The sequence below is a fragment of the Pseudomonas sp. CFII68 genome, from assembly GCF_000416195.1.
GTDB lineage: Bacteria > Pseudomonadota > Gammaproteobacteria > Pseudomonadales > Pseudomonadaceae > Aquipseudomonas > Aquipseudomonas kilonensis.
Genome location: NZ_ATLN01000074.1, coordinates 16,978 through 42,412, shown reverse-complemented (window position 1 = coordinate 42,412; position 25,435 = coordinate 16,978). Strand labels below are relative to the sequence as shown.

The 25,435-nt window shown below is 63.0% G+C and carries 19 protein-coding genes; 6 read left to right on the top strand and 13 right to left on the bottom strand.

What is annotated here, in order from left to right:
• Positions 1-7: 7 nt before the first annotated feature.
• Genes CFII68_RS15685 through CFII68_RS15695 form a run of 3 tightly spaced genes read right to left on the bottom strand, consistent with a single transcriptional unit; the run spans position 8 to position 4,012 of the window.
• Positions 8-208 (bottom strand): DUF1656 domain-containing protein, encoded by a 201-nt coding sequence (locus CFII68_RS15685; RefSeq protein WP_003205331.1) that lies wholly within the window; start codon positions 206-208, stop codon positions 8-10.
• On the bottom strand, positions 198-2,402 hold the full coding sequence (locus CFII68_RS15690; RefSeq protein ID WP_018606122.1) for an FUSC family protein: 2,205 nt from the start codon (positions 2,400-2,402) through the stop codon (positions 198-200). The genes CFII68_RS15685 and CFII68_RS15690 overlap by 11 nt, the downstream gene beginning before the upstream one ends.
• The gene (locus CFII68_RS15695; RefSeq protein WP_371103544.1) at positions 2,399-4,012 is read right to left on the bottom strand and encodes an efflux transporter outer membrane subunit; all 1,614 of its coding nucleotides are present in this window, start codon (positions 4,010-4,012) and stop codon (positions 2,399-2,401) included. Before CFII68_RS15695 ends, CFII68_RS15690 begins: the two co-directional genes overlap by 4 nt.
• A gap of 308 nt (positions 4,013-4,320) precedes the next feature.
• Between CFII68_RS15695 and CFII68_RS15700 the strand changes: the two genes are divergently transcribed.
• A complete protein-coding gene (locus tag CFII68_RS15700; RefSeq protein ID WP_003205334.1) occupies positions 4,321-5,289 on the top strand; it encodes a LysR family transcriptional regulator in 969 nt (322 codons plus the stop codon).
• A gap of 27 nt (positions 5,290-5,316) precedes the next feature.
• Here the strand turns inward: CFII68_RS15700 and CFII68_RS15705 are convergent, their stop codons facing one another.
• Positions 5,317-5,574 carry a hypothetical protein gene (locus CFII68_RS15705; protein ID WP_018606117.1) on the bottom strand — a complete coding sequence of 86 codons (258 nt, stop codon included), beginning with the start codon at positions 5,572-5,574 and terminating at the stop codon, positions 5,317-5,319.
• Between the two features lie 236 nt (positions 5,575-5,810).
• Between CFII68_RS15705 and CFII68_RS15710 the strand changes: the two genes are divergently transcribed.
• The 5 genes from CFII68_RS15710 to CFII68_RS15735 all read left to right on the top strand — a co-directional run bounded on the left by CFII68_RS15710 (position 5,811) and on the right by CFII68_RS15735 (position 13,856).
• Complete coding sequence (locus CFII68_RS15710) at positions 5,811-6,968, top strand: efflux RND transporter periplasmic adaptor subunit (RefSeq protein ID WP_018606115.1); 1,158 nt, start codon at positions 5,811-5,813, stop codon at positions 6,966-6,968.
• Positions 6,965-10,081 carry a multidrug efflux RND transporter permease subunit gene (locus tag CFII68_RS15715; RefSeq protein WP_018606113.1) on the top strand — a complete coding sequence of 1,039 codons (3,117 nt, stop codon included), beginning with the start codon at positions 6,965-6,967 and terminating at the stop codon, positions 10,079-10,081. Before CFII68_RS15710 ends, CFII68_RS15715 begins: the two co-directional genes overlap by 4 nt.
• Positions 10,082-10,090: 9 nt before the next feature.
• A complete protein-coding gene (locus tag CFII68_RS15720; protein WP_018606111.1) occupies positions 10,091-10,774 on the top strand; it encodes a heavy metal response regulator transcription factor in 684 nt (227 codons plus the stop codon).
• Positions 10,761-12,128 carry a heavy metal sensor histidine kinase gene (locus CFII68_RS15725; RefSeq protein WP_018606109.1) on the top strand — a complete coding sequence of 456 codons (1,368 nt, stop codon included), beginning with the start codon at positions 10,761-10,763 and terminating at the stop codon, positions 12,126-12,128. Before CFII68_RS15720 ends, CFII68_RS15725 begins: the two co-directional genes overlap by 14 nt.
• Before the next feature lie 231 nt (positions 12,129-12,359).
• Entirely contained in the window at positions 12,360-13,856 is a 1,497-nt protein-coding gene (locus CFII68_RS15735; RefSeq protein WP_018606106.1) for a sensor domain-containing diguanylate cyclase, read from the top strand.
• A 1,077-nt stretch (positions 13,857-14,933) separates the two neighbouring features.
• Here CFII68_RS15735 and lpxC read toward each other — a convergent pair.
• The 9 genes from lpxC to murD all read right to left on the bottom strand — a co-directional run bounded on the left by lpxC (position 14,934) and on the right by murD (position 25,430).
• Complete coding sequence (gene lpxC, locus CFII68_RS15745; protein ID WP_003178240.1) at positions 14,934-15,845, bottom strand: UDP-3-O-acyl-N-acetylglucosamine deacetylase; 912 nt, start codon at positions 15,843-15,845, stop codon at positions 14,934-14,936.
• A gap of 112 nt (positions 15,846-15,957) precedes the next feature.
• Entirely contained in the window at positions 15,958-17,151 is a 1,194-nt protein-coding gene (ftsZ, locus tag CFII68_RS15750) for a cell division protein FtsZ (protein ID WP_014340060.1), read from the bottom strand.
• A gap of 98 nt (positions 17,152-17,249) precedes the next feature.
• The gene (gene ftsA, locus CFII68_RS15755) at positions 17,250-18,509 is read right to left on the bottom strand and encodes a cell division protein FtsA (RefSeq protein WP_003205342.1); all 1,260 of its coding nucleotides are present in this window, start codon (positions 18,507-18,509) and stop codon (positions 17,250-17,252) included.
• A 15-nt stretch (positions 18,510-18,524) separates the two neighbouring features.
• On the bottom strand, positions 18,525-19,391 hold the full coding sequence (locus tag CFII68_RS15760) for a cell division protein FtsQ/DivIB (protein ID WP_018606096.1): 867 nt from the start codon (positions 19,389-19,391) through the stop codon (positions 18,525-18,527).
• Between the two features lie 3 nt (positions 19,392-19,394).
• Entirely contained in the window at positions 19,395-20,360 is a 966-nt protein-coding gene (locus CFII68_RS15765; RefSeq protein ID WP_018606094.1) for a D-alanine--D-alanine ligase, read from the bottom strand.
• On the bottom strand, positions 20,357-21,817 hold the full coding sequence (gene murC, locus CFII68_RS15770; protein ID WP_018606092.1) for a UDP-N-acetylmuramate--L-alanine ligase: 1,461 nt from the start codon (positions 21,815-21,817) through the stop codon (positions 20,357-20,359). Before murC ends, CFII68_RS15765 begins: the two co-directional genes overlap by 4 nt.
• Entirely contained in the window at positions 21,810-22,880 is a 1,071-nt protein-coding gene (gene murG, locus CFII68_RS15775; RefSeq protein WP_018606090.1) for an undecaprenyldiphospho-muramoylpentapeptide beta-N-acetylglucosaminyltransferase, read from the bottom strand. Before murG ends, murC begins: the two co-directional genes overlap by 8 nt.
• Positions 22,870-24,087, bottom strand: coding sequence for a putative lipid II flippase FtsW (gene ftsW, locus CFII68_RS15780; protein ID WP_018606088.1), 1,218 nt, complete (start codon positions 24,085-24,087; stop codon positions 22,870-22,872). The genes murG and ftsW overlap by 11 nt, the downstream gene beginning before the upstream one ends.
• The gene (gene murD / locus CFII68_RS15785) at positions 24,084-25,430 is read right to left on the bottom strand and encodes a UDP-N-acetylmuramoyl-L-alanine--D-glutamate ligase (RefSeq protein ID WP_018606085.1); all 1,347 of its coding nucleotides are present in this window, start codon (positions 25,428-25,430) and stop codon (positions 24,084-24,086) included. The genes ftsW and murD overlap by 4 nt, the downstream gene beginning before the upstream one ends.
• Positions 25,431-25,435: the final 5 nt, after the last annotated feature.

Here is a 25,435-nt window from a genome sequence, read left to right as displayed (position 1 = left end):
ATCGTTCTCAACGGTAGACCGTCAGCGCCAGTGCGCCGAACAGACAGGTAAACAGACTCAGGCGCAGCAGCGCCGGGTGCCAGAAGAAGCGGTACAGGTCCAGCCCCGACAGGAAGCGGTCCAAGGCCCAGGCCAGGCCGGCGGCGATGAAAAACATCAAGGTCATGGTGGGCATGTACACACCATGGAAGGCGATCTCACGGGGCATGTTCAGGTTCCTGGAGCAGCGGTGTGGCATGAGGTATGACATAGCCGGCCAAAGGCGATTGCGGGTCGAGCAACGAGGTGCGGATGAAATGCAGGTAGCTTTTCACCCGGCGCAGCGCCGAGGTGTCGAAATGCGGGGCGAAGGGTTCGTCGGTGGCCTGCACGCGGCCGATGGCATGATCCACCGCCACCAGGGCACGCTCCAGATTGCTCTGGCTCGGTTGGCGGAACAGCCGCACCAGCGCCCGCCCCATCACCCGGATCGCCTGGCGCCACGGTTGGCTTTCGGCATACGCCGGATGCACCGGCAAAATCGCCTGTTCCTTGCGCAGCTCGATAATCGCGTGGCCGACCTCCAGCACCACGAACATCCAGCGCAGCAAGTCCCGTTGCACCCGAGGCTGCCCCGCCGCCAGCCCGTAGGCCTGATGCAGCAAGTCGCGGGTACCACTTTCGAAGCTCGACGCCAGGCCCTTGAGCTTGCCGCTGATGGCAAACACCACTTGCTCGCGCAAATCCTGTTCGAGCCGGCGCCACAACCAGCGACTGTTGGGCGGCAGAATGATTGCCCCAGCCGCGGCACACACCAGCATGCCGAGGATCATCGCGAGGTAATCGTTGATGAAGGCGTAGGGGTTGTAGACCGTCAGGTTGTCCGGCACCGAACCGCTGCTGAAAAAGATCAGCAGCCCCAGCCCGACCCCGGCGTATTTCGGTCGCGAGCTGAGGAACGAGCCGAGCATGATCACCGGCGCCAGCATCACACAAAGCAAAGGAAAGCCGTCGATCAACGGGAAGATGAAGAACATCTCGACAAAGCCGATCAACGCCCCGAACAACGTGCCGCAGGCCATCTGAAAAGCCATGCGCTTGGGGTTCGGCGTCGCAGCCGACAAGCCCACGGTGGCGGCGGCGATCATCGTCATGGTCGCGCCGCTCGGCCAGGCCGTGGCGACCCAATAACTCCCCAGCAGCAACAGGATGAAGGCGGCGCGAACACCCGATGCCGTGGCGGCCAGCCAGTTGGTCTGCGGCACGAACGGTTCGTCCCAGCGTTCACGTTCGTGGCGATGATCGGCCAGGGAGGCGTGGGTCAGGGCATAGCCGTGCAAGTCGTCGACGAAGCGATAAAGCAGCTCGTAGGCGGTATGAAAATCCAGTTGCTGCCCATCACTGGGCGCCGTTTCCTGGAACAACGCCCGCAGCCTTCGCACCTGGACCGGCAGCTCGGCCTTGTACTCGGCCAGCGCCGCCGCCAGACGGGCCGCGTCGGCGTCGGTCAGGGCGCGGCCACTGAAACCGTCGAGCAGTTCGGCCAACGTTTGCAAACCTGGCTTGATGGCGTTGACCACGTGATCCACCGCGCTGCTGCGCAAGCGCTCCAGCAATTGGTGCAAAGCGTTGAAGCGGGTGGTGATGCCCATGAATTCGCTGTTCAAGCGACTGAGCCGGCCGTTGCGCCGACGCATGTGCGGGTCTTCGAACACGGTCACGCTGCGCAGGCTTTCCAGGCCCACGGCCTCGGCGATGAAGCCCACGTTGCGCGCGTCGAAAGTCTCCCGCTGGCTGCGCCCACGCAGGCCATCGGTGACAAACAGGGCAAATACCCCGAAGCGCTGGTACAAGGCATTGCGCATGGCGGCACTGGCGGTTTGCGGCAGGATCGCGGCGCTGACCAGGGTGGCGCAGAGGATCCCCAGGGAAATCTCCAGCACCCGCCAGACCGCCGCCATGAACGCGTCTTCCGGATGGGCCAGGGCCGGCAGGCCGATCATCGCCGCGGTGTAGCCGGCCAGCACAAAACCATAGGCCCGGAAGTTGCGATAACGCGCCGCCCCTGCCGAACAGAGGCCAACCCAGACCGCCAGGCAAGCGAGGAACGGCTCGGTGTTCTGGGCAAACAAGGCAATCAGCGCCACCATCACCGCCGAGCCGGCCAGGGTGCCGAGCAAGCGATAGAAACTCTTGGCGAACACCTGGCCGCTCTGGGGCTGCATGACGATGAACACGGTGATCATGGCCGTGCGCGGTTGCGGCAACTCCAGGCGCATCGCCAGCCACAAGGTCACGAACGCGGCAAACAGGACCTTGAAGATATAGACCCAGGTCACCCCGTCGCTGCGGGCCCAGTCGAAGAAACCACGACGCCATTCAAGACGATGAAGTCGGCGCACGGGGGCAAACAACGACTTCACAGCGGAGCTACCCCGCATCGTGGCGAGGGAGCTTGCTGTGGGAGCAAAGCTTGCTCGCGACCCAGGCGACTCGATTTTATGGAAGACCACATTGCCTTCGTCGCGGGCAAGCCTTGCTCCCACAGCAAGCTCCCTCGCCACGGAGCATCGCTCGCAACAGGCACATCACGGCCGGCCTCAAGCCCGCCACCCAGCGCGGTCACCAGGTCGGCATGGGCACTCAAGCGCGCCGCCTGCACTTGCTGTTGCACCTGTTGCTGCTTGAACAACAGGCTTTGGGCGTTGAGCACGTTGAGGTAATCGGTGAGCCCGCGCTGGAACGCTACCATCGCGATGTCGTAGGTGCGCTGGGCAGCGGCCACCGATTCGGCGGCGAAGACCTGCTGCTTGTCCATGGACTGGCGACGGATCAACTGATCGGAAATGCCCTTGAGAGCGTTCACCAATGTCTGGTTGTAGTGCGCCACAGCGATGTCATAACCGGCCGCCGCCTCGCCCAACTGTGAACGCAAGCGCCCGCCGTCGAAGATCGGCAACGTGATCGCCGGCCCGACGTTGTAGGTGAGCTTCTTGCCCGTCAAGAACGCCAGCGCCCCACCGCCGGTGGCCATGTAGCCGAGGCTACCCACCAGGTCGACGTTGGGATAAAACCCGGCCCGGGCCACATCGATGCCCCGGGCCTGGGCCGCCACTTGCCAACGCCCGGCCACCACATCCGGACGCTGGCCGAGCAGTTCGGCGGGCAAGGCCGACGGCAACTTCAGGGGCGCACCGAGGGCCAGGGTCGGACGTTGCAATTGCGCACCTGCTCCCGGTCCCTTGCCCGCCAGCGCCGCCAACTGATTGCGGCTCAAGGAGATGGCTTCGTCCAGGGCGTCGAGTTGGCGATGAGTCTCGGGCAGTGGGGCCTGGGCCTGACTGACGTCGAAATGGGTGCCGATGCCGCCGTCCAGGCGCTTCTGCGCAAGGTCGAGAATCTGCGCTTGTTGATGGAGGGTGGCGACGACGATATCGCGCTGGGCGTAGTGCAGTGAAAACTGGATGTAGGCGCGCACGATGTTGCTCTGCAGTTCCAGTTGCGCCTGGCGCGCTTGCGCGACACTGGCATGGGCCAGGTCAACCGCCCGTTCGCTGGCATTGCGCTCGCGGCCCCACAGGTCCAGGGCGTAGCTCAAGCCCAGGGCGGCATTGTTGTCCCAGGTCGTGGTGTCGGCCAACTCGCCCGGGCCATAGAACTGATCGGTGGGCCAGTTATGGCGCTTGAGGGTCGCCTGGCCATTGATCTGCAGCGACTCGGCGGCCTCGGCAACACCGGCCATGGCCTTGGCCTGACGTACCCGCGCAGCGGCCATGGCCAGGCTCGGGCTGTCCTGCACGGCCAGGTCGACCCAGCGATCCAGCTGCCGATCGCCATAGGCTTGCCACCACTGGCGAGTGGGCCAGTGGGCGTCACGAGCGGCCTCGCGGATGGCGGCATCGTTCGCCAATTGGTTGGCCGGCAATACCTGGCTTCGCGGCCCAATCCCGCCTGTCCCGATGCAACCGCTGATGGTTAATGTCAGAACCCAAACACTGAGAGTCTTCAGCTCTCTGCTGATGCAACGCGGCACTTGCGCAAAATTCCTAAAAGAGAAAATCGGGGACCTGTGGGAGCGGGCTTGCTCGCGAAGGCGGACTGACATCCAACATCATCGGTGACAGACACACCGCTTTCGCGAGCAAGCCCGCTCCCACAGGATCAGCGCCGCACAGTTAGGCGATCTGCGCCACAGTGTTAGCAATTCTAGGCATCGCCCTAACCGGCGATAAGCCGACCTTTCTGTGAATCTTTGTTACCGTTAACGCGATAATCCATTAGTCGGGTCCCGCTGCTCTGTAACTTCGTGTCACAATTTGCCACCTCCCAAGAGAGCCCTCCATGGACACCTTGCAAAACATGCGCGCGTTCAGTTGTGTTGCCGAAGCTGGCAGTTTCACCGCCGCCGCCGCGCAACTGGACACCACGACGGCCAACATCTCGCGCGCAGTTTCCAACCTGGAAGCCCATCTGCAAACCCGCCTGCTCAACCGCACCACTCGCCGCATCGCCCTGACCGAGGCGGGTAAACGCTACTTGTTGCGTTGCGAGCAGATCCTGGCTTATGTCGAAGAAGCGGAAGCCGAGGCCAGCGACGCCCACGCGCGACCGGCCGGGCAGTTGAAGGTCCATACGATGACCGGCATCGGCCAGCATTTCGTGATCGACGCCATCGCCCGTTACCGCAAGACCCATCCGGATGTGACCTTCGACCTGACCCTGGCCAACCGGGTACCGGACATCCTCGACGAGGGCTACGACGTCTCCATCGTGCTCGCCAGCGAGTTGCCGGATTCGGGCTTCGTCTCCCAGCGCCTGGGGATCACCTACAGCATCGTCTGCGCATCACCCGCCTACGTGAAAGCCAGCGGCTGCCCGCAAAAACCCGGCGACCTGCTCAACCACGCCTGCCTGCGCCTGGTCAGTCCGGTCATTCCGCTGGAAAAATGGGTGTTCGACGGCCCGGAAGGCCAGGAAATGGTCACCATCAACAGCTCACCGTTCCTGGTGAATTCCGCCGACGCGATGAAAACCGCAATCACCAGCGGCATGGGCGTGGGGGTATTACCGGTGTACGCGGCCATCGAAGGCTTGCGCAACGGCACACTGGTGCGGGTGATGCCCAACTACCGCTCCCAGGAACTGAACCTCTATGCCATCTACCCGTCGCGCCAATACCTGGATGCGAAGATCAAGACCTGGGTCGAGTACCTGCGAGGCTCGTTGCCGGAAATCCTCGCGGCGCACCAGTCTGAGCTGGCGGCTTACGAATTGAGTGGAAGCCTGGCAGGCGCACGGGTCGCGAACTGAAGTCGCCCCCGTGCGTGAAGGATGATGTCAGCGCTTGCCCATCGAACGACGCGTGCCGGGAGGCGCCGCGCCCGGGGTCTTGGTATGGCCATTCTTCGCGCCGTTCTTGTACCACGGCTGCTGGCCGGCGCCCTTGGCCGCAGCCAGTTCACCGGGTTTGAACGGGAATTTGAAGGCAGGAATCGCCGCTTTGGCGTCCTCGGCGCTGGAAACATCGCTGTCGGACAAATCGGCCTGTTCGCCGCCGGGGAGTTCGTCCGCAGGCGAAGGTGTCGGGGAAGTCATGTAAGGCTCCGGGTCATGCATGCAAGTCGGGCCCGAAGGGCGAGCCGCGAAAGGCGCCAGTATACCTGCCCGATATCACCGCGCGCAGGGCAGTTTCATCCGATGCAACCATTCATCTGACAGCAAGCCGGGACAAAACTGACAAGCCTGTCAGTTAGCCGTCACCTTCCTGACCGGCTCGTAACGCTATATAAGAAAGCTCAAACTCCTGTGTCCCGAACCGGCCCTTCATATCCATGCACACCCAGAAGAAAACCGTCCTGCTCGTCGTGCTGTTGGTCGCCCTGGCGGCCCTCGTCCTCTGGTTTGTGCTCAAGCCCGTGACCGCCAAGCCCAGCGCTCCGACTGCCGTTCCGGTACGGGCCATCAGCGTGGTGCAAAAGGATGTACCGCGCTTCGCCAGCGGCATCGGCACGGTCCTGTCGCTGCACAGCGTGGTCATCCGGCCGCAGATCGACGGCATCCTCACCCGGTTGCTGGTCAAGGAAGGGCAACGGGTCAAGAAGGGTGACCTGTTGGCGACCATCGACGATCGTTCGATCCGCGCCAGCCTCGACCAGGCCCGGGCCCAGCTCGGCGAGAGCCAGGCGCAGTTGGCGGTGGCCCAGGTCAATCTCAAGCGCTACAAATTGCTGAGCGTCGATGACGGCGTCTCGAAGCAGACCTATGACCAGCAACAGGCGCTGGTCAACCAGCTCAAGGCCACCACCCAGGGCAACCAGGCGGCCATCGACTCGGCGCAGGTGCAACTGTCCTACACCCAGATCCGCTCCCCGGTGAGCGGTCGCGTCGGCATTCGCAACGTGGATGAAGGCAACTTCCTGCGCACCAGCGACACCGATGGCCTGTTCACCGTGACCCAGATCGACCCGATCGCCGTGGAGTTCTCCCTGCCCCAGCAAATGCTGCCCACCTTGCAACGGTTGATCGCCGCGCCCGAGCAAGCCCTGGTCAAGGCCTATATCGGTGCCGATGGCGCTACCGGAGAACTGCTCGGCGAGGGGCGCCTGAGCCTCATCGACAACCAGATCAACGCCAACACCGGGACCCTGCGGGCCAAGGCTGAATTCAACAACGCCGCGCAACGGCTGTGGCCCGGGCAACTGGTGACGCTGAAGATCCAGACCGCCCTCGACAAGGACGCCCTGGTGGTACCTCCCACCGTGGTCCAGCGCGGGCTGGAGCAACACTTCGTGTACCGGATCAAGGGCGACAAGGTCGAGAGTGTGCCGGTGGTGATGGTTTACCAGGACAGCGACCTGCACATCATCAAAGGGGTGAACGCTGGCGATCAACTGGTGAGCGACGGTCAGTCGCGGCTCAAGCCAGGCAGCCACATCCAGGTGCTCAGTGATCCGCCCGCCCTGGTCAAGACCGCGGAGCCGCAACCGTGAAGGGCCGCGGCTCGGTTTCAGCGTGGTGCATCGACCACCCCATCGCCACGGTGCTGCTGACGTTTGCCCTGGTACTGCTGGGCGTGATCGCGTTTCCTCGCCTGCCCGTCGCGCCGTTGCCGGAGGCCGAATTCCCGACCATCCAGGTTAACGCGCAGTTGCCTGGGGCCAGTCCCGAAACCATGGCCTCGTCAGTGGCAACGCCGCTGGAAGTGCAATTCAGTGCCATTCCCGGCATCACCCAGATGACCTCCAGCAGTGCCTTGGGCTCGACCAACCTGATCCTGCAATTCAGCCTCGATAAAAGCATCGACACCGCCGCCCAGGAAGTACAGGCGGCGATCAACACCGCCGCCGGCAAACTGCCCAACGACATGCCGAACCTGCCGACCTGGCGCAAGGTCAACCCCGCCGACAGCCCGGTGCTGATCCTCAGCGTCAGTTCCTCCCTGATGCCTGGCACCGAGCTGAGCGACTACGTCGAAACCCTGCTCTCGCGTCAGATCAGCCAGATCGATGGCGTAGGACAAATCTACATCACCGGCCAACAACGTCCGGCGATCCGGGTCCAGGCCTCGGCTGACCGGCTCGCCGCCATCGGTCTGACCCTGGCGGACATCCGCCTGGCGCTCCAGCAGGCCAGCCTCAACCTGGCCAAGGGCGCCCTGTACGGCGCTTCGAGCATTTCCACCCTGTCCACCAACGACCAGTTGTTCCAGCCTGCGGAGTACGGTGAGCTGATCGTGTCCTACCGGGACGGGGCACCGGTACAGCTCAAGGACATCGCCAAGGTCGTCAACGGCTCGGAAAACGCCTACGTCCAGGCCTGGTCCGACAACGAGCCGGGGGTCAACCTGGTGATCTTCCGGCAACCGGGGGCAAACATCGTCGAGACCGTCGACCGCATCCAGGCGGCCCTGCCCACCCTGCAAGCCATGTTGCCCGCCGCCGTTCAGGTCAAGGTCCTGATCGACCGCACCCAGACCATCCGTGCCTCGTTGCACGAAGTGGAAATCACCCTCCTGATCGCGGTGCTGCTGGTGGTCGCGGTGATGGCGCTGTTCCTGCGCCAGCTCTCGGCGACCCTGATTGTCTCGGCGGTGCTGGGGGTCTCGCTGACCGCCAGTTTCGCGCTGATGTACGTGATGGGCTTCAGCCTGAACAACCTGACCCTGGTGGCGATCGTCATCTCGGTGGGGTTCGTGGTGGACGATGCGATTGTGGTGGTGGAGAACATCCACCGCCACCTGGAGGCCGGCGAAAGCATGCGCGAGGCGGCGATCAAGGGCGCTGGCGAAATCGGCTTTACCGTGGTCTCCATCAGCCTCTCGCTGGTAGCGGCGTTCATTCCGCTGCTGTTCATGGGCGGCGTGGTCGGGCGCCTGTTCAAGGAGTTTGCCCTGACCGCCACCTCGACCATCCTGATTTCAGTGGTGGTGTCGCTCACGCTGGCGCCGACCCTGGCCGCGCTGTTCATGCGCGCCCCGGTGCATCATGCCCACAGCAAGATGGGGTTCGGCGAGCGTCTGCTGGGCGGGTACGAACACGGCCTGCGTCGGGCCCTGGCCCATCAAAAAATGATGATCGGCGTGTTCGGCCTGACCCTGGCACTGGCGGTGGTGGGCTACGTGTTCATTCCCAAGGGGTTCTTCCCGGTACAGGACACCGGCCTGGTGCTGGGCACCAGCGAAGCCGCCGCCGATGTGTCGTTCCCGGACATGGTCGCCAAGCACAAGGCCCTGGCCGACATCGTCGCCGCCGACCCGGCGGTGCAGACCTTCTCCCACTCCGTCGGTGTCTCGGGCAACAACCAGACCATCGCCAACGGCCGCTTCTGGATCGCCCTCAAGCCTCGTGGCGAGCGTGACGTGTCGGCCAGCGGCTTCATCGACCGGATCCGCCCGCAATTGCTGAAAATCCCCGGCGTGGTGCTGTACCTCAGGGCCGGGCAAGACATCAACCTCAGTTCTGGCCCCAGTCGCGCCCAATATCAATACGTGCTCAAGAGCAACGACGGGCCGAGCCTCAACGCCTGGACGCAAAAACTCACCGACAAGCTGCGTGGCAACCCGGCGTTCCGTGACATCTCCAACGACCTGCAACTGGGCGGCAGCATCACCCACATCAACATCGACCGCAGCGCGGCGGCGCGTTTCGGCCTCACTGCCACCGATGTCGACCAGGCCCTGTACGACGCCTTCGGCCAACGGCAGATCAATGAATTCCAGACCGAGACCAACCAGTACAACGTGATCCTGGAGCTCGACACCGCGCAACGAGGCAAGGCCGAAAGCCTGGCGTATTTCTACCTGCGCTCACCCCTGAGTGGGGAAATGGTGCCGCTCTCGGCCCTGGCCCGCTTCGATGCGCCGAGCAACGGCCCGCTGTCGATTGCCCACGACGGCATGTTCCCGGCCGCCAACCTGTCATTCAACCTGGCGCCCGGCGTGGCCCTGGGGGACGCGGTGCGCCTGCTCGACCAGGCGAAGAACGAAATCGGCATGCCCGCCGCCATTACCGGCAGCTTCCAGGGCGCGGCCCAGGCCTTCCAGAGTTCCCTGGCCAGCCAGCCATGGCTGATCCTCGCCGCACTGGTGGCCGTGTACATCATCCTCGGCGTGCTCTACGAGAGTTTCGTGCACCCGTTGACGATCATCTCCACCCTGCCCTCGGCCGGCCTCGGCGCGCTGATCATGCTCTGGCTGCTGGGCCAGGACTTTTCGATCATGGCGCTGATCGGCCTGGTGCTGCTGATCGGGATCGTCAAGAAGAACGGCATCCTGATGATCGACTTCGCCCTCGACGCCCAGCGCAACAAAGGCCTGGCGCCCCAGGAGGCGATTTTCCAGGCGTGCCTGACACGTTTCCGGCCGATCATGATGACCACCCTGGCCGCCCTGCTCGGCGCCTTGCCGCTGATGCTCGGCTATGGCCCCGGCTCGGAGCTGCGCCAGCCCCTGGGCATCGCGGTGGTGGGCGGCCTGCTGGTGAGCCAGGCGCTGACGCTGTTCACCACACCGGTCATATACTTGTGGCTGGAGCGACTGTTCCATCGGCCCGCCCACCAGCCAGGGTCGGCGCCGACGGCGGCGCTGGCGAGCACAGACCACTGAGGCAGGGCCATGCGCGTTCTGATTATCGAAGACGAAGAAAAAACCGCGGACTACCTGCACCGCGGCCTGACCGAACAGGGCTACACCGTGGACGTGGCGCCGGACGGCATCGAGGGGCTGCACCTGGCCCTGGAAACCGACTATGCGGTGATCGTGCTCGACGTGATGCTGCCGGGCCTGGACGGCTTCGGCGTACTGCGGGCCCTGCGCGCCCGCAAGCAGACCCCGGTGATCATGCTCACCGCCCGGGAACGGGTCGAGGACCGCATCAAGGGCTTGCGCGACGGCGCCGATGACTACCTGGGCAAGCCCTTCTCCTTCCTCGAACTGGTGGCCCGCCTGCAAGCCCTGACCCGTCGCAGCGGCGGCCATGAACCGGTGCAGGTGAGCATTGCCGACCTGTGGATCGACCTGATCAGCCGCAAGGCCACACGGGCCGGCCAGCGCCTGGACCTGACGGCCAAGGAGTTCTCCCTGCTCAGCGTCCTGGCCCGCCGCCAGGGTGAAATCCTCTCGAAAACCGCCATTGCCGAAATGGTCTGGGACATCAACTTCGACAGTGACGCCAACGTGGTGGAAGTGGCAATCAAACGCTTGCGAGCCAAGCTCGACGGGCCGTTCGAACAGAAGTTGCTGCACACCATTCGCGGCATGGGTTATGTGCTGGAGAGTCGCAGTGATGACGCTCCCTAACAGCATCGCCCTGCGCCTGAGCGGCCTGTTTACGCTGGTAGCGGCGTTGGTGTTCCTGTTGATCGGGGGCGCTTTATACCAACAGGTCGCCAAGGGCCTGGGGCTGTTGCCCGAAGCCGAGCTCGATGCCCGCTACAGTGTCCTGGAGTCCACCGTTGGCCGCTACGGCACGCCTGAACACTGGGTGAAGATCAACAACAAGCTGCGGTTGCTCGGTGAAGAAGACAAACGCATCCATTTCTGGATCGTCAGCGACGATCCACGCTTTGAATACGGCGATCCCGATGCGCAGATCCGCACCTTTGCCCAAGGCCCCCTGGGTAAGCGCGACCTGACCTTGCCCCATCGGCACTACCCGGTGAAAGTACTGGTGAGCCAGTTCCCGGCCAAGGACCAGCGTCCGCCGCTGCGCTTCATGATCGGCATCGACACCCAGACCTTCTACCAGACCCAGCATCGCCTGCTGGTGGCGCTGGTGAGCCTGGCGATTGTCGGTGTGCTCCTCGCCTCGTTGCTGGGCTACTGGGTCGCGCGCATCGGCCTCAAGCCGCTGATCAAGCTGTCCGATGAAGCCCGACGCCTGGCCCCGCCCCGCCTGTCCGGGCGCTTGCAGCTGTCGCCCCTGCCGCCGGAGCTGAGCCAGTTTGTCAGTTCCTTCAACGCCACCCTCGACCGGGTCGAACAGGCTTACTCGCGGCTGGAATCGTTCAACGCCGACGTCGCCCATGAATTGCGCTCGCCCCTGACCAACCTGATCGGCCAGACCCAGGTTGCGCTGACCCGTGGGCGCTCGGCCGAACACTACTTCGAAGTGCTGCAATCGAATCTCGAGGAGTTGGAGCGGCTGCGTTCGATCATCAACGACATGCTGTTCCTGGCCAGCGCCGACCAGGGCAGCAAGGCCACCAAACTGACCAGCACCTCCCTGGCCGGCGAAGTGGCAACCACCCTCGACTACCTGGACTTCATTCTCGAAGACGCCCAGGTCCAGGTCCGGGTGAGCGGCGATGCCCAGGCCAACATCGAGATCGCCCACCTGCGGCGGGCGCTGATCAACCTGCTGAGCAACGCCGTACAGCACACCGCGCCCGGGCAAGTGATCGACGTGCACATCGAAGCCCTTGGCGACCAGATCAGCCTCGCGGTCACCAACCCCGGCGAACCCATTGCCAGCGAGCACCTGCCGCGCCTGTTCGAACGCTTCTATCGCGTCGATGCCTCGCGCAGCAACAGTGGCGCCAACCATGGGCTGGGGCTGGCCATCGTCAAGGCAATCGCGCTGATGCATGGCGGGGACGTATTCGTGCGCAGTGACCAGGGCGCCAACACGTTCGGGATCCGCTTACCCGCCTGAGGCCTCCACAAGGTTCGATCTTTTCCAGCATTGAATGCTGGGTGAAAGCCAACTCGATCAAAATCGACAGATCGCAGCCTTCGGCACCTCCTACCCGGTTATTGCGCAAACACTGATTGCCCGCCTTCACCGATCCAAGCACAATCAGCAAAAGGCCAGCATCTGGTTCATTGCCGGTTTGCAATCCTTTGGGACGGATCCCAGCCACATCACAATGCAGACATCGGACCCATGAGCGCGCGCAGTGCGACACCCGGCAACACCCCGTCTTCGATACGTTCCGAACGGGTACTCGTACTGGCCAGTTCGCTGGTTGTCATTGCCATCCTGAGCATCGTGACTTTCCTGCTGATTCGCGAACATGCCGCCGCACAACAGGCAGCGACACGTGCGGCGACCAATATCGTGCAACTGATTGACGCCGATGTGTTGCGTAACGTGGAGCTCTACGACCTGTCGTTGCAAGGTCTGGTCGCTGCTGCCAAACGCGACGACCTGGGAGACGTTTCGCCAGCGATTCGCCATCTGGCACTGTTCGACCGCGCCACCGCCGCCCCCTACAAAGGCGACATCCTGCTGCTGGACAAACGCGGCGATGTGATCGCTGACTCCGCCTCGATCACACCGCGCAAAGGCAACTATGCCGATCGGGAGTATTTCCAGTCCCATGTCCAGGATCCAAGCCCGGGCATGATGATCAGCCGCCCGTTCCGCTCCAGAAGCCATGCGCAGGACTGGCGCATCAGTTTCAGCTATCGACTGAGCGACGAACGAGGCGAGTTCATGGGCGTGGCCGAGGCCGCGATGCGCCTCAACTACTTCAACCAATTGTTCAAGAGTCTGAACATCGGTCATGGCGGTACGGTCAACCTGGTCAGCCGCGACGGGATTGTGTTGGCCCAGGAACCGCCTCTGGCCGACGACATGATTGGCAAGGATTTCAGCAACCGACCGAACTTCGTACGCATCCTGCGCGAAGGCAATGGCAGCTTTACCGGCATATCCAGTGTCGACCAGACCCAGCGCCTGTACACCTTTTCCCAGGTGGGCAACTTGCCCTTGATCGTCGTGGTGGCGCTCTCCTCTCAAGAGGTGTTCGCATCATGGCAACGCACGGCATTGTTGGTCAGTGGCGCTACCGGCGCGCTGTGCATCGGTTTGCTCTGGCTCACCTGGCTGCTGCGCCGCGAATTGCGACGCCGCTACAGAGCTGAACAGGAATTGGCTCAACTGGCATCCGTCGACTCCCTTACAGGACTGGCCAACCGACGAACACTGGACGAGACGTTGCAACAGGAATGGCTGCGCGCCCAACGTTCGGGGCAACCGTTGTCTGTCTTGATGATCGATGCGGATCACTTCAAGGCATTCAATGATCGCCATGGCCATCAACGGGGTGATGAGGCCTTGCGAGCTTTGGCGCAATTGATCGGCAAGCATGTTCGTCGCCCCGCCGACCTGGCAGCGCGCTACGGTGGTGAAGAATTCTCGGTGGTGCTGCCGGAAACCAGCACCGCCGGTGCGTTCACCATGGCCCAAAACATTCGCGACGCGGTTGAACAGTTGCCACCTGTGATCGAGGGGGGAGCGCCGATGACGGTGAGTATTGGCATCGCCACTTGGGTAAACGGGCCGTATGGCGAGCTCCAGCAACTTTTGTTCGCCGCGGACAAGGCGCTGTACCAGGCTAAGGCCAGTGGGCGTAATCGTGTGGTTTGCGCGATGTGACGCTTTCCCTGTGGCTGTTCACTTAGTGTGTATATCCGTTGCTGCGGTAATTTGCCCCACCACTCGGCACCTCGCTAAGGCTCGGTGTGCCCTCACTCCGGCATTGCTCCGTGGGCCCGCCGCGAAGGGCCATCCATGGCCCAGCGCGGCTAACCCGGCATCCATGCCGGGTTGCCCACTCCACAACACCTTCGTTCAGCCAGCGTGGTTAACGGGGCACCCGAGATCAACGTCCACCGCGAGGCGGCCTGATAGCCGACCTGGTTCTCCTGGTCGTACACCTGTCAGATCTGTGGGAGCAAAGCTTGCTCGCGAAGAGGCCGGCACATCCAACATCACCGCAAGCTGACACACCACCTTCGCGAGCAAGCTCGCTCCCACATTTAAATCTTCAGTGAACACAAAACTTATGCACAACACAGCTCCTCTGTGGGAGCGAGCTTGCTCGCGATGAGGCCAGCAAGCCCAACATCCATGTGACTGAACCACCGGCATCGCGAGCAAGCCCGCTCCCACAATGGGATCTGAGTACGACCGGGAGAGCCAGATCGGCTGTCAGGCCGCCTTCGCGAGCAGGCTCGCTCCCACAGTTGGGTCCGAGTACGACCGGGAGAGCCAGGTCGGCTATAAGGCCGCCTCGCGAGCAAGCTTTGCTCCCACAGGTCCTGCTCAAACAGATCTGATGGGTGTACGACCAGGAGAACCAGGTCGGCTACTAGGCCGCCTCGGGGCGGACGTTGATCTCGGGCGCCCCGTTAACCACGATGGCCGAACGCAGGCATTGATCCGTGGGCATCCCGGCATGGATGCCGGGATAGCCGCGCTGGGCCATGGATGGCCCTTCGCGGCGGGCCCACGGAGCAATGCCGGAGTGAGGGCACACCGAGCCTTAGCGAGGTGCCGAGTGGTGGGGCAAAAGCGTTTTTGGTTACTTTTGGCGCTCTTCCAAAAGTGACCCGCCGTAAGGGCGGAACCATAAGCCGCCATTACCAAAATAACGGATATACACACCAAAAAAGCGCCCATAAAAAAAGGCCACCCAAAGGCAGCCTTCAAAAACTAGAGAGGTTTTTTTGCTTACACGGCCGCTACAGGGCGCATGTAAGAGATTGGCGCGGTGCTGGCGTCTTCGAACGTCACGACTTCCCAAGCATCTTTCTGCTCAATCAACTTGCGCAGCAGCTGGTTGTTCAGTGCATGGCCGGACTTGAAGCCCTTGAACTCACCAATCAGGCTATTGCCCAGCAGGTAGAGGTCGCCGATTGCATCGAGGATCTTGTGTTTGACGAATTCGTCTTCATAGCGAAGGCCGTCTTCGTTCAAGACACCATCGGAATCGACCACGATCGCGTTTTCAACACTGCCGCCGAGTGCGAGGTTGTGCTTGCGCAGGTACTCGATGTCACTCATGAAACCAAAGGTACGGGCGCGGCTGACTTCTTTTACGAACGAAGTGCTGGAAAAATCCACGCTTGCACTCTGGGTGCGGTCACGGAAAACCGGGTGATCGAAATCGATCTCGAAGCTCACCTTGAAACCTTCGAAAGGGACGAAAGTGGCGCGCTTGTCGCCATCTTCCACTGTCACTTCCCGCAGGATGCGGATGAACTTCTTGGCCGCGTCCTGTTCTTCCAGGCCAGCCGATTGAATCAGGAATACGAAGGGTCCGGCACTACCATCCATGATCGGGACTTCGGACGCGGAGAGCTCGACGTAGGCGTTATCGATGCCCAGGCCAGCCATGGCCGAGAGCAAATGCTCCACCGTATCCACTTTGGTGTCACCGTTGACCAATGTGGTCGACATAGTGGTTTCACCAACGTTTTCCGCGCGAGCAGGAATCTGCACCACAGGGTCGAGGTCGGCACGACAAAACACAATGCCGGTATCGATAGGCGCGGGCTTGAGGGTCAGGTAGACCTTCTCGCCGGAGTGCAAGCCGACACCTGTGGCACGGATAATATTCTTCAGGGTGCGTTGTTTAATCATGGCATGGGCCGCTTCAGCGCAAATTGCGAACTGGTATCAACAAAGGCTGGCGATGATAGCAGACCAGACCTTTGCTGAACACCAATCACCCGTATCCCCCTGATACATTTCATCAATCGGCCTGACGACGCAGGAAAGCCGGGATGTCCAGGTAATCCAGATCGTCTTGCGGATTCATCTTCGCGGCAGTCGCAGCACCGGCCTGGGCCTGGTTGCGCATGACGGTCGGACGGTCCAGGTCACGGTAGTTCACCGCAGGCGCTTCCTGACGCGAAGCCACTTGTTGCTGCGGTTGCGAAGCCATGGAAGTGTGAACGGTATTGTCGATGACCTTCACAGGCTTCTCGATTTTCGCGCCCAGACCCGTGGCAACCACGGTCACGTGCAGCTCGTCGCGCATGTCCGGATCGATAACGGTACCGACCTTGACCATCGCGTGCTCGGAAGCGAAGGCTTCGATGATGCTACCCACGTCGGAGTACTCACCCAGGGACAGGTCAGGACCGGCGGTGATGTTCACCAGGATGCCGCGTGCACCTTGCAGGTTCACGTCTTCGAGCAACGGGTTGCGGATGGCCGCTTCGGTGGCCTCGCGTGCACGGTTCGGACCGCTGGCGCAGCCAGTGCCCATCATTGCCATGCCCATTTCGCTCATGACAGTCCGTACGTCGGCAAAGTCGACGTTGATCATGCCCGGACGCTTGATGATGTCGGAGATACCGCGAACGGCACCGGCCAGTACATCGTCAGCCTTGGCGAAAGCCGACAGCAGGCTTGCGTCTTTACCGAGGATGGTCAGCAGCTTCTCGTTGGGAATGGTGATCAACGAGTCGACGCTTTCAGACAGCAGACGGATACCTTCGTCGGCGATCTGCATACGCTTGCGGCCTTCGAAAGGGAACGGACGAGTCACCACCGCAACGGTGAGGATCCCCATTTCCTTGGCCACTTCGGCGATGATTGGCGCCGCACCGGTACCGGTGCCGCCGCCCATGCCCGTGGTGATGAACACCATGTTGGTGCCTTGCAGGACTTCTGCGATGCGCTCACGGTCTTCGAGAGCGGCCTGACGACCGACTTCCGGGTTGGCGCCGGCGCCCAGGCCTTTGGTCACGCCAGTGCCCAATTGCAGGATGGTCCGCGCGCCGATGGATTTCAGCGCCTGGGCATCAGTGTTGGCGCAGATGAATTCAACGCCTTCAATGTTGCTCTTGACCATGTGGTTGACAGCGTTGCCGCCGCCACCGCCGACACCGATTACTTTGATAACCGGGCTAGCGGGGATGTTGTCTACGAGTTCGAACATTTTCCCTCTCCTTTCATTCTCTAGTTTTTTCGCCTACTGCGTTTGCTGCGTCTTCCCGCGCCAAGCCTGAAACCTGCCGCTTGAAGCTTTGAAACTGTTTAAAAGTTGCCTTTGACCCAAGCCTGGAGCCGCTCGAACAGCGGAGCCTTCGGCTCGTCGCTGCTGTAGCTGTCGCGGCTGCCGATGCCCGAAAACGAAATCCCGTCGGACTGTTTCTGCAGGCCGTACATCAACAGGCCCACGCCGGTGGAATAGATCGGGTTGCGGACCACGTCATCCAGGCCCTTGACGCCATGGGGCACGCCCAGGCGCACCGGCATGTGGAAAATCTCTTCGGCCAGCTCGACCGCGCCTTCCATCTTCGATGTACCGCCGGTCAGCACGATGCCGGCCGGGATCAGGTCTTCGTAGCCACTGCGACGCAGTTCGGCCTGGATCAGCGTGAACAGCTCGTCGTAACGCGGCTCGACCACTTCGGCCAGGGCCTGGCGCGACAGTTCGCGCGGTGGACGGTCGCCGACGCTTGGCACCTTGATGGTTTCGCCGGCACCGGCCAGCTTCGCCAGGGCGCAGGCGTAACGGATCTTGATTTCCTCGGCGTACTGGGTCGGGGTGCGCAACGCCATGGCGATGTCGTTGGTCACCTGGTCACCGGCAATCGGGATCACCGCCGTGTGGCGAATGGCGCCTTCGGTGAAGATCGCGATGTCGGTAGTGCCGCCGCCGATGTCCACCAGGCACACGCCCAGCTCTTTCTCGTCGTCGGTCAGCACCGAGTAGGCCGAAGCCAGCTGCTCGAGGATGATGTCGTCGATTTCCAGGCCGCAGCGGCGCACGCATTTCTCGATGTTCTGCGCCGCGTTCACCGCACAGGTCACCACGTGGACCTTGGCTTCCAGGCGCACGCCGGACATGCCCAGGGGCTCACGCACGCCTTCCTGGTTATCGATCACGTAATCCTGCGGCAGGGTGTGCAGCACACGCTGGTCGGCCGGGATCGCCACGGCCTGGGCCGCATCAAGCACGCGCTCCAGGTCAGCGGAGCTGACTTCACGATCACGAATCGCCACGATGCCGTGGGAGTTCAGGCTGCGGATGTGATTGCCCGCCACGCCGACGAACGCCGAGTGGATCCGGCAACCGGCCATCAGTTGCGCCTCTTCGATGGCGCGCTGGATCGATTGCACGGTGGACTCGATGTTCACCACCACGCCTTTTTTCAAGCCGCGGGACGGGTGTGTACCGATCCCGACGATGACCAGCGTGCCGTCGTCCGCGACTTCGCCTACCAGCGCCACCACCTTGGAAGTGCCGATATCGAGACCGACGATCATTTTCCCGCTTTGCACGTTTGCCATGGGTCCTGCCTCTTCTTAATTCTTCGCGACGGCGGGTTCGGCCGTCGTGGGCGCTACAGGTTCCCGCCAGCCAACAGCCAGGCCGTTGGCGTAGCGCAGATCGATGCGCGCAATGTTCGTAATCTGTTCTTTGAGCGTCTTGTCATAGATGGCGATGAAGCGGCGCATCTTTTCCACCAGGTTGCCGCGACCGAGCAACAGCTCGATGCCCGGCCCCGAGCTGCCCGCGCCAGTGGTCAGGAACCAACTGCCGCGCTCACGCAATTCCAGGCGCGCGATGGAGAAGCCCAATGGCCGCAACATCTGGCTCAACACCTGGTACTGCTGCATCACTTTCTGCTGGGCCCGCTGTGGGCCGAACAGTTGTGGCAAATGTTCATAGTTGGCCAGTTCCCGCGGCGTAAACGCCTGGCCCTGGTTGTTCAACAACGACTCGTCGCCCCAACGGGCCACCGGCAATTGTTCTTCCAGGCGGATCGACACCTGGTCAGGCCACACCCGCCGGACTTCGGCGTGGGCGATCCAGGGCATCTGTTCCAGCTCCGTGCGCATGCCCGCCAGGTCGATGGTGAAGAAGCTCGACGCGACGAACGGAGCGATCCGCTGCTGCACCGCCTGCTGGCTGATGTAGCTCAGGTCACCCTGGACGTTGATCCGGGCGATCGGCCGGTCGGCATAAGGCAGCAACCGTTGCGCACCTTCATACGTGCCGAACCCCAGCGCCACCAGCAGCACCGGCCAGAACAAGCTCTTGAGAAAACCAAAATTGGCTTTCGGCAAGCGCGCCGACATCGGCTCTTTGGCCACCATTCGGCTGGCACCCCGCGGCACCGGCTTGCGACCGGGTGCGGATGGCTGATGACGAAGCGATGCGCCTTGCATGGCTTAACCTCTTGGCTCTTGATGGCCGACGCTGGCGGCCAGGATCGACAGCACCAGTTGCTGGAAATCCAGACCGGCGGCGCGAGCCGCCATCGGCACCAGGCTGTGATCGGTCATGCCCGGCGCGGTGTTGACTTCCAGGAACCAGAACTGCCCATCGGCGTCCTGCATCACGTCTGCCCGGCCCCAACCGGCGATACCCAGCGCCTCACAGGCCTTGGCCGTGAGGTCCATCAGTTGTTTTTCCTTGGCGGCGTCCAGCCCGCAGGGAATGCGGTACTGGGTATCGTTGGCGACGTACTTGGCGTCGTAGTCGTAGAACGTGTGGGGCGTGCCCAGCGCAATCGGGGGCAACACCTGGTCACGCAGGGTGGCGATGGTGAACTCGGGACCGGAGATCCATTGCTCGACCAACACTTGCGAATCGTAGGAACTGGCGTCTTTCCATGCCGCGGTCAACTCAGGCAGCGAATTCACTTTCGCCATGCCGATACTTGAACCTTCATGGGCCGGTTTGACGATCAAAGGGAAGCCCAGTTCCGTGGCCGCCGAAATACAATCGGCCTCGGAAGCCAGCACGGCGTGGCGTGGCGTCGGAATGCCGAGGCTGTGCCAGACCTGCTTGGTGCGCAGCTTGTCCATCGCCAGGGCGGAGGCCAGGATGCCGCTGCCGGTGTAGGGAATGCCCAGGCATTCGAGCAGGCCTTGCATGCTGCCGTCTTCGCCACCGCGACCGTGCAGGATGATGAACGCGCGGTCGATCTTTTCGCTCAGCAGGCGCTGCAGGAAATCATCGCCCACGTCGATGCCGAATGCGTCGACACCGGCGCCTTGCAGGGCTTGCAGCACGGCGTTGCCGGACTTGAGGGAGACCTCGCGCTCGGCGCTCTTGCCACCGAACAGCACGGCAACGCGGCCGAAGGCTTTCGGATCAAGGGTCGAGACCAGGTTGGCATAGGCAGCAGTCATTTCAGTTTCCCCTCGCTGGCGGCCACGATTGCCCCGGCGAATAACGGACTGTTCAACAGTTTCGGGGCCAGGCCTCCGATGTCACCGGCACCCTGGCACAGCAGGATGTCGCCGGCGCGCAACAGCGGCTTGACCAGCGGCGCGAGGTCCACGCCGCGTTCGATGTAGATCGGGTCCAACTGGCCGCGCTGGCGAATGCTGTGGCACAGCTGGCGGCTGTCGGCCCCCGGGATCGGCTCTTCACCGGCCGGATAGACTTCCATCAACAGCAGCACGTTGGCGTCGGCCAGCACCTGGACGAAATCGTCATACAGGTCGCGGGTGCGGCTGTAGCGGTGCGGCTGGTAGACCATCACCAGGCGGCGTTCCGGCCAGCCACCGCGCACGGCCTTGATCACCGCGGCGACTTCAGTCGGGTGGTGGCCGTAGTCGTCCACCAGCATCACGTTGCCGCCGTCCACCGGCAGTTCGCCGTAGACCTGGAAGCGTCGGCCCACACCCTGGAAGCCGGACAGGCCCTGGACGATGGCTTCATCGCTGACGCCTTCGTCGGTGGCGATGCAGATGGTCGCCAAGGCATTCAGCACGTTGTGGTTGCCGGGCATGTTCACCGACACGTCCAACGGTTCGTGATCCGGGCGCAACACGGTGAAGAACGTTTGCATGCCCTGCTGGCGCACGTTGATGGCGCGTACGTCGGCGTCTTCGCCAAAGCCATAGGTCACGGTCGGACGCTTGATCAGTGGCAGGATTTCGCGCACCACCGGATCGTCCAGGCACACCACCGCCAAACCGTAGAACGGCAGGTTGTGCAGGAACTCGACGAAGGTTTTCTTCAGTTTGTTGAAGTCACCGTCGTAGGTCGCCATGTGGTCGGCGTCGATGTTGGTGACCACGGCCACCAGCGGTTGCAGGTGCAGGAAACTCGCATCGCTTTCGTCGGCTTCGGCGATCAGGTAGCGGCTGGTGCCCAACTGGGCATTGGTGCCCGCGGCATTCAGACGGCCACCGATCACGAACGTCGGGTCCAGGCCACCGGCCGCGAACACCGAGGCGATCAGGCTGGTGGTAGTGGTCTTGCCGTGGGTACCGGCGACGGCGATGCCGTGGCGATAGCGCATCAGCTCAGCCAGCATCTCGGCCCGTGGTACCACGGGGATGCGGCGTTCCAGGGCGGTGGCGACTTCCGGGTTGGAAGTGTTCACGGCACTGGAAACCACCAGCACGTCGGCATTGGCGGCGTTCTCGGCACGGTGGCCGATAAAGATCTGCGCGCCGAAGGACTCCAGGCGCTCGGTGACCGGGGAGGCCTTCAGGTCGGAACCCGAGACCTGGTAACCCAGGTTCAGCAGCACCTCGGCGATCCCGCACATGCCCACGCCGCCGATACCGACGAAGTGGATGCGGCGGATACGGCGCATTTCCGGTTGCGGCATGGCTTTGCGATTCTCAACCATGGGCCACCTCCAGGCAGGTATCGACCACTTGGGTCGTGGCATCGGGTTTGGCCAGGCGACGTGCGGCGCGGGCCATGTCTTCAAGTCGTTGCGGCTGCATCAAAACCTCTGTCAGGCGGGCGGCAAGATCCGCGGCGCCAGTCGTTCTTTGCGGCATCAGGAAGGCAGCGCCTTCACGGGCCAAATAATCGGCGTTACGGGTCTGGTGATCGTCAATGGCGTGAGGCAAAGGCACGAGCATCGAGGGCAGACCGGCGGCAGCCAGTTCACTGATGGTCAGCGCGCCTGCGCGGCAGACCACCAGGTCGGCCCAGCCATAGGCTTGGGCCATGTCGTTGATGAAGGGCTGCACTTGCGCCTCGACGCCGGCGGCGCGGTAGCGCTCGGCAGTCACTTCATCGTGTTGTTTGCCGGCCTGGTGAAACACTTCCGGGCGCAGTTCGGGGGCGACCTGCGACAGGGCTTCGGGCAGCAATTTGTTCAACGGTTCTGCCCCCAGGCTTCCGCCCAGGACCAGCAAACGCGCCTTGCGTCCAGCCAGGGCTGGGCGCGGTGTATCGAAAAACAGCTCGGCACGCACCGGATTACCGGTGGTACGGCGGCTGCCCGACAGGGTAAAGGTGTCGGGAAAGGCTTCACAGACCCGGGCGGCCAACGGCACCAGTAACCGATTGGCGGTACCGGCCACGGCGTTCTGCTCGTGGACGATCACCGGCACACCGGCCAGTTTTGCCGCAACACCGCCAGGACCGGTCACATAACCACCGAAGCCCACCACGCACACCGGCCGCAAGCGACGGATGATCGCCCGTGCCTGCCAGATCGACTTGAGCAGCATCAGCGGCGCCTTGAGCAACGACAGCTTGCCCTTGCCCCGCAGGCCGCTGGCGTTGATCCGGTGCAGTTCGAGGCCGGCGCCAGGTACCAATTCGTTCTCGATCCCCCGCGGCGTGCCCAGCCAGTGCACGGTGTAGCCGCGCGCCTGGAACTCCCGGGCACAGGCCAGCGCCGGGAAGACATGCCCGCCGGTGCCGCCGGCCATGATCAGCACGTTAGCGCCCATGAGTCGGCTCCTCGGCGAAGTCGCTTTCCTGGAATTCCATCTCTTCGCTGCCCAAGTGGGTTCGACTCTCCCATTCGATGCGCAGCAACAGCCCGAGGCAGGCACAGCAGATCACCAGGGAACTGCCGCCATAACTGAGGAACGGCAGCGTCAGGCCCTTGGTCGGCAATAGGCCGACGTTCACGCCGATGTTGATCAGGAACTGGCCGATCCACAGGAACGACAGGCCATACGCCACGTAGGCGGCAAAAAACTGCTTGGCCTTCTCGGCCCACAAGCCGATGTACATGCCGCGCACGCAGACGAACACGAACAGGGCAACGGTGCACAAGGAACCCACCACCCCCAGCTCTTCGGCCAGGACCGAGAACACGAAGTCGGTGTGGGCTTCCGGCAGGTAGAACTGCTTCTGCACGCTGTTGCCCAGGCCCACGCCCAGCCATTCGCCGCGACCGAAGGCAATCAGTGCCTGGGTCAATTGATAGCCGGAACCGAACTGGTCGGCCCACGGATCGGTAAAGGTGATCAGGCGCGCCATCCGATACGGTTGTGCCTGTACCAGCACCGTCACGGCCCCCACCGCCAGCGCGACCATCAGGGTAAAACGGAACAGCCCGACGCCACCCAGGAACAACATGGCCGCCGCCGCGCCCATCATCACCACCGTGGCGCCGAAGTCCGGCTCCATCAGCAGCAGGCCCGCCATCGGCAGCAACACGATGAACGGCTTGAAGAAACCCATCCAGCTCTCGCGCACTTCCTTCTGGCGACGCACCAGATAACCGGCGAGGTAGATCACCACGAAGACCTTGGCGATCTCCGACGGCTGAACGTTGAAGAAGCTGAAGCCGATCCAGCGCATGGAACCGTTGACCTCGCGGCCAATACCCGGCACCAGCACCATCACCAACAGGCCGAAGGCACCGAGCAGCATCAGCCAGCCGAGGCGTTGCCAGGTGGCGATCGGCACCATCATGGTGACGATGCAAGCGCCCAGGCCAATCAGCAGGTAAATCAGGTGGCGGATCATGTGGTAAAGGGTGTTGCCCGACTGCACGGCGGCCACTTCCGACGACGCGGAGGTGATCATCACCAGGCCCAGGCCCAGCAAGGCCAGGCAACCGGCGAGCATCGGGAAATCCAGGTCGATGCCACGCCCGGTAATCAACGGCGACGGGTACGGCTTGATGATATTCAGCAGGCTCATGCCAAGTCCTCCGCGGCCCGGGCAAACAACTGCCCGCGCTCTTCGTAGTTCTTGAACATGTCGAAACTGGCGCAGGCCGGTGACAGCAGCACCGCATCGCCTGGTTGCGCAAGGGCGCGGCACTGTTGCACCGCCTCGTCCAGCGAACCGACCCGAACCAGCGGCACGGCATCGCCGAGCGCCTGGGCGATCAATTCACGGTCGCGGCCCATCAGCACCACGGCACGGCAGTTGGCCGCCACCGGGTCACGCAGGTCCTTGAAGTCGGCGCCCTTGCCGTCGCCGCCGGCGATCAGCACGAGCTTGCCTTCGATGTCCGCGCCCAGACCTTCGATGGCCGCCAGCGCGGCACCGACGTTGGTGGCCTTGGAATCGTTGTACCAGGCCACGCCGTCCAGGTCGCGCACCCACTGGCAGCGGTGTTCGAGACCAGCGAAGGTGCGCAGGGCCGAGAGCATGGCGTCGAACGGCAGGCCGACCGCATGCCCCAGGGCCAACGCGGCCAGGGCATTGGCCTGGTTGTGGGCACCACGAACCTTCAGTTCACGCACCGGCATCAGGTTCTGGAATTCGAAGGCCAGGTATTTCTCGCCATTCTCTTCACGCAGCCCGAAGCCTTTGAAATCCGGCACGCCCAGGCCGAAGGACCAGCACGGCATGCCCTCGCCCAACAACGGACGGGTCAGGGCATCCTGGCGGTTGAACACCACTTGCCGGGCACCACGGAAGATCCGGTGCTTGGCCAGGTGATAAGCCGGCAGGCCGCTGTAGCGGTCCATGTGGTCTTCGCTGACGTTGAGCACTGTCGCCACTTCGGCGCCCAGGTGGTCGGTGGTCTCGAGCTGGAAGCTCGACAACTCCATCACGTACAGCTCGACCTCGTCGCTGAGCAGGTCCAGCGCCGGGGTACCCAGGTTGCCGCCCACGGCGACGCGCTTGCCGGCCGCCGCGGCCATCTCGCCGACCAGGGTGGTGACGGTGCTCTTGGCATTGGAACCGCTGATGGCAACGATCGGCGCCTTGGCGTTACGCGCGAACAGCTCGATGTCGCCGGACAATTTCACGCCACGGGCGGCGGCAGCCTGCAGGGCTGGAGTCGCCAGGGCCAGGCCGGGGCTCACGTAGAGCTCATCGGCGCGGCACAGGAACTCGACGTCCAGCTCGCCACAACGCACGTCCACCTGCGGATAGTCACGGCGCAGCGTGGCCAGCTCAGGCGGATTTTCCCGCGTATCAGCGACGGCAAACGACACGCCCCGGTTCGCCAGGAAGCGAACCAGGGACATGCCGCTCTTGCCGAGGCCGACAACGATGCGGAAGTGGTCAGAAGCGATCAGGGACACTCGTT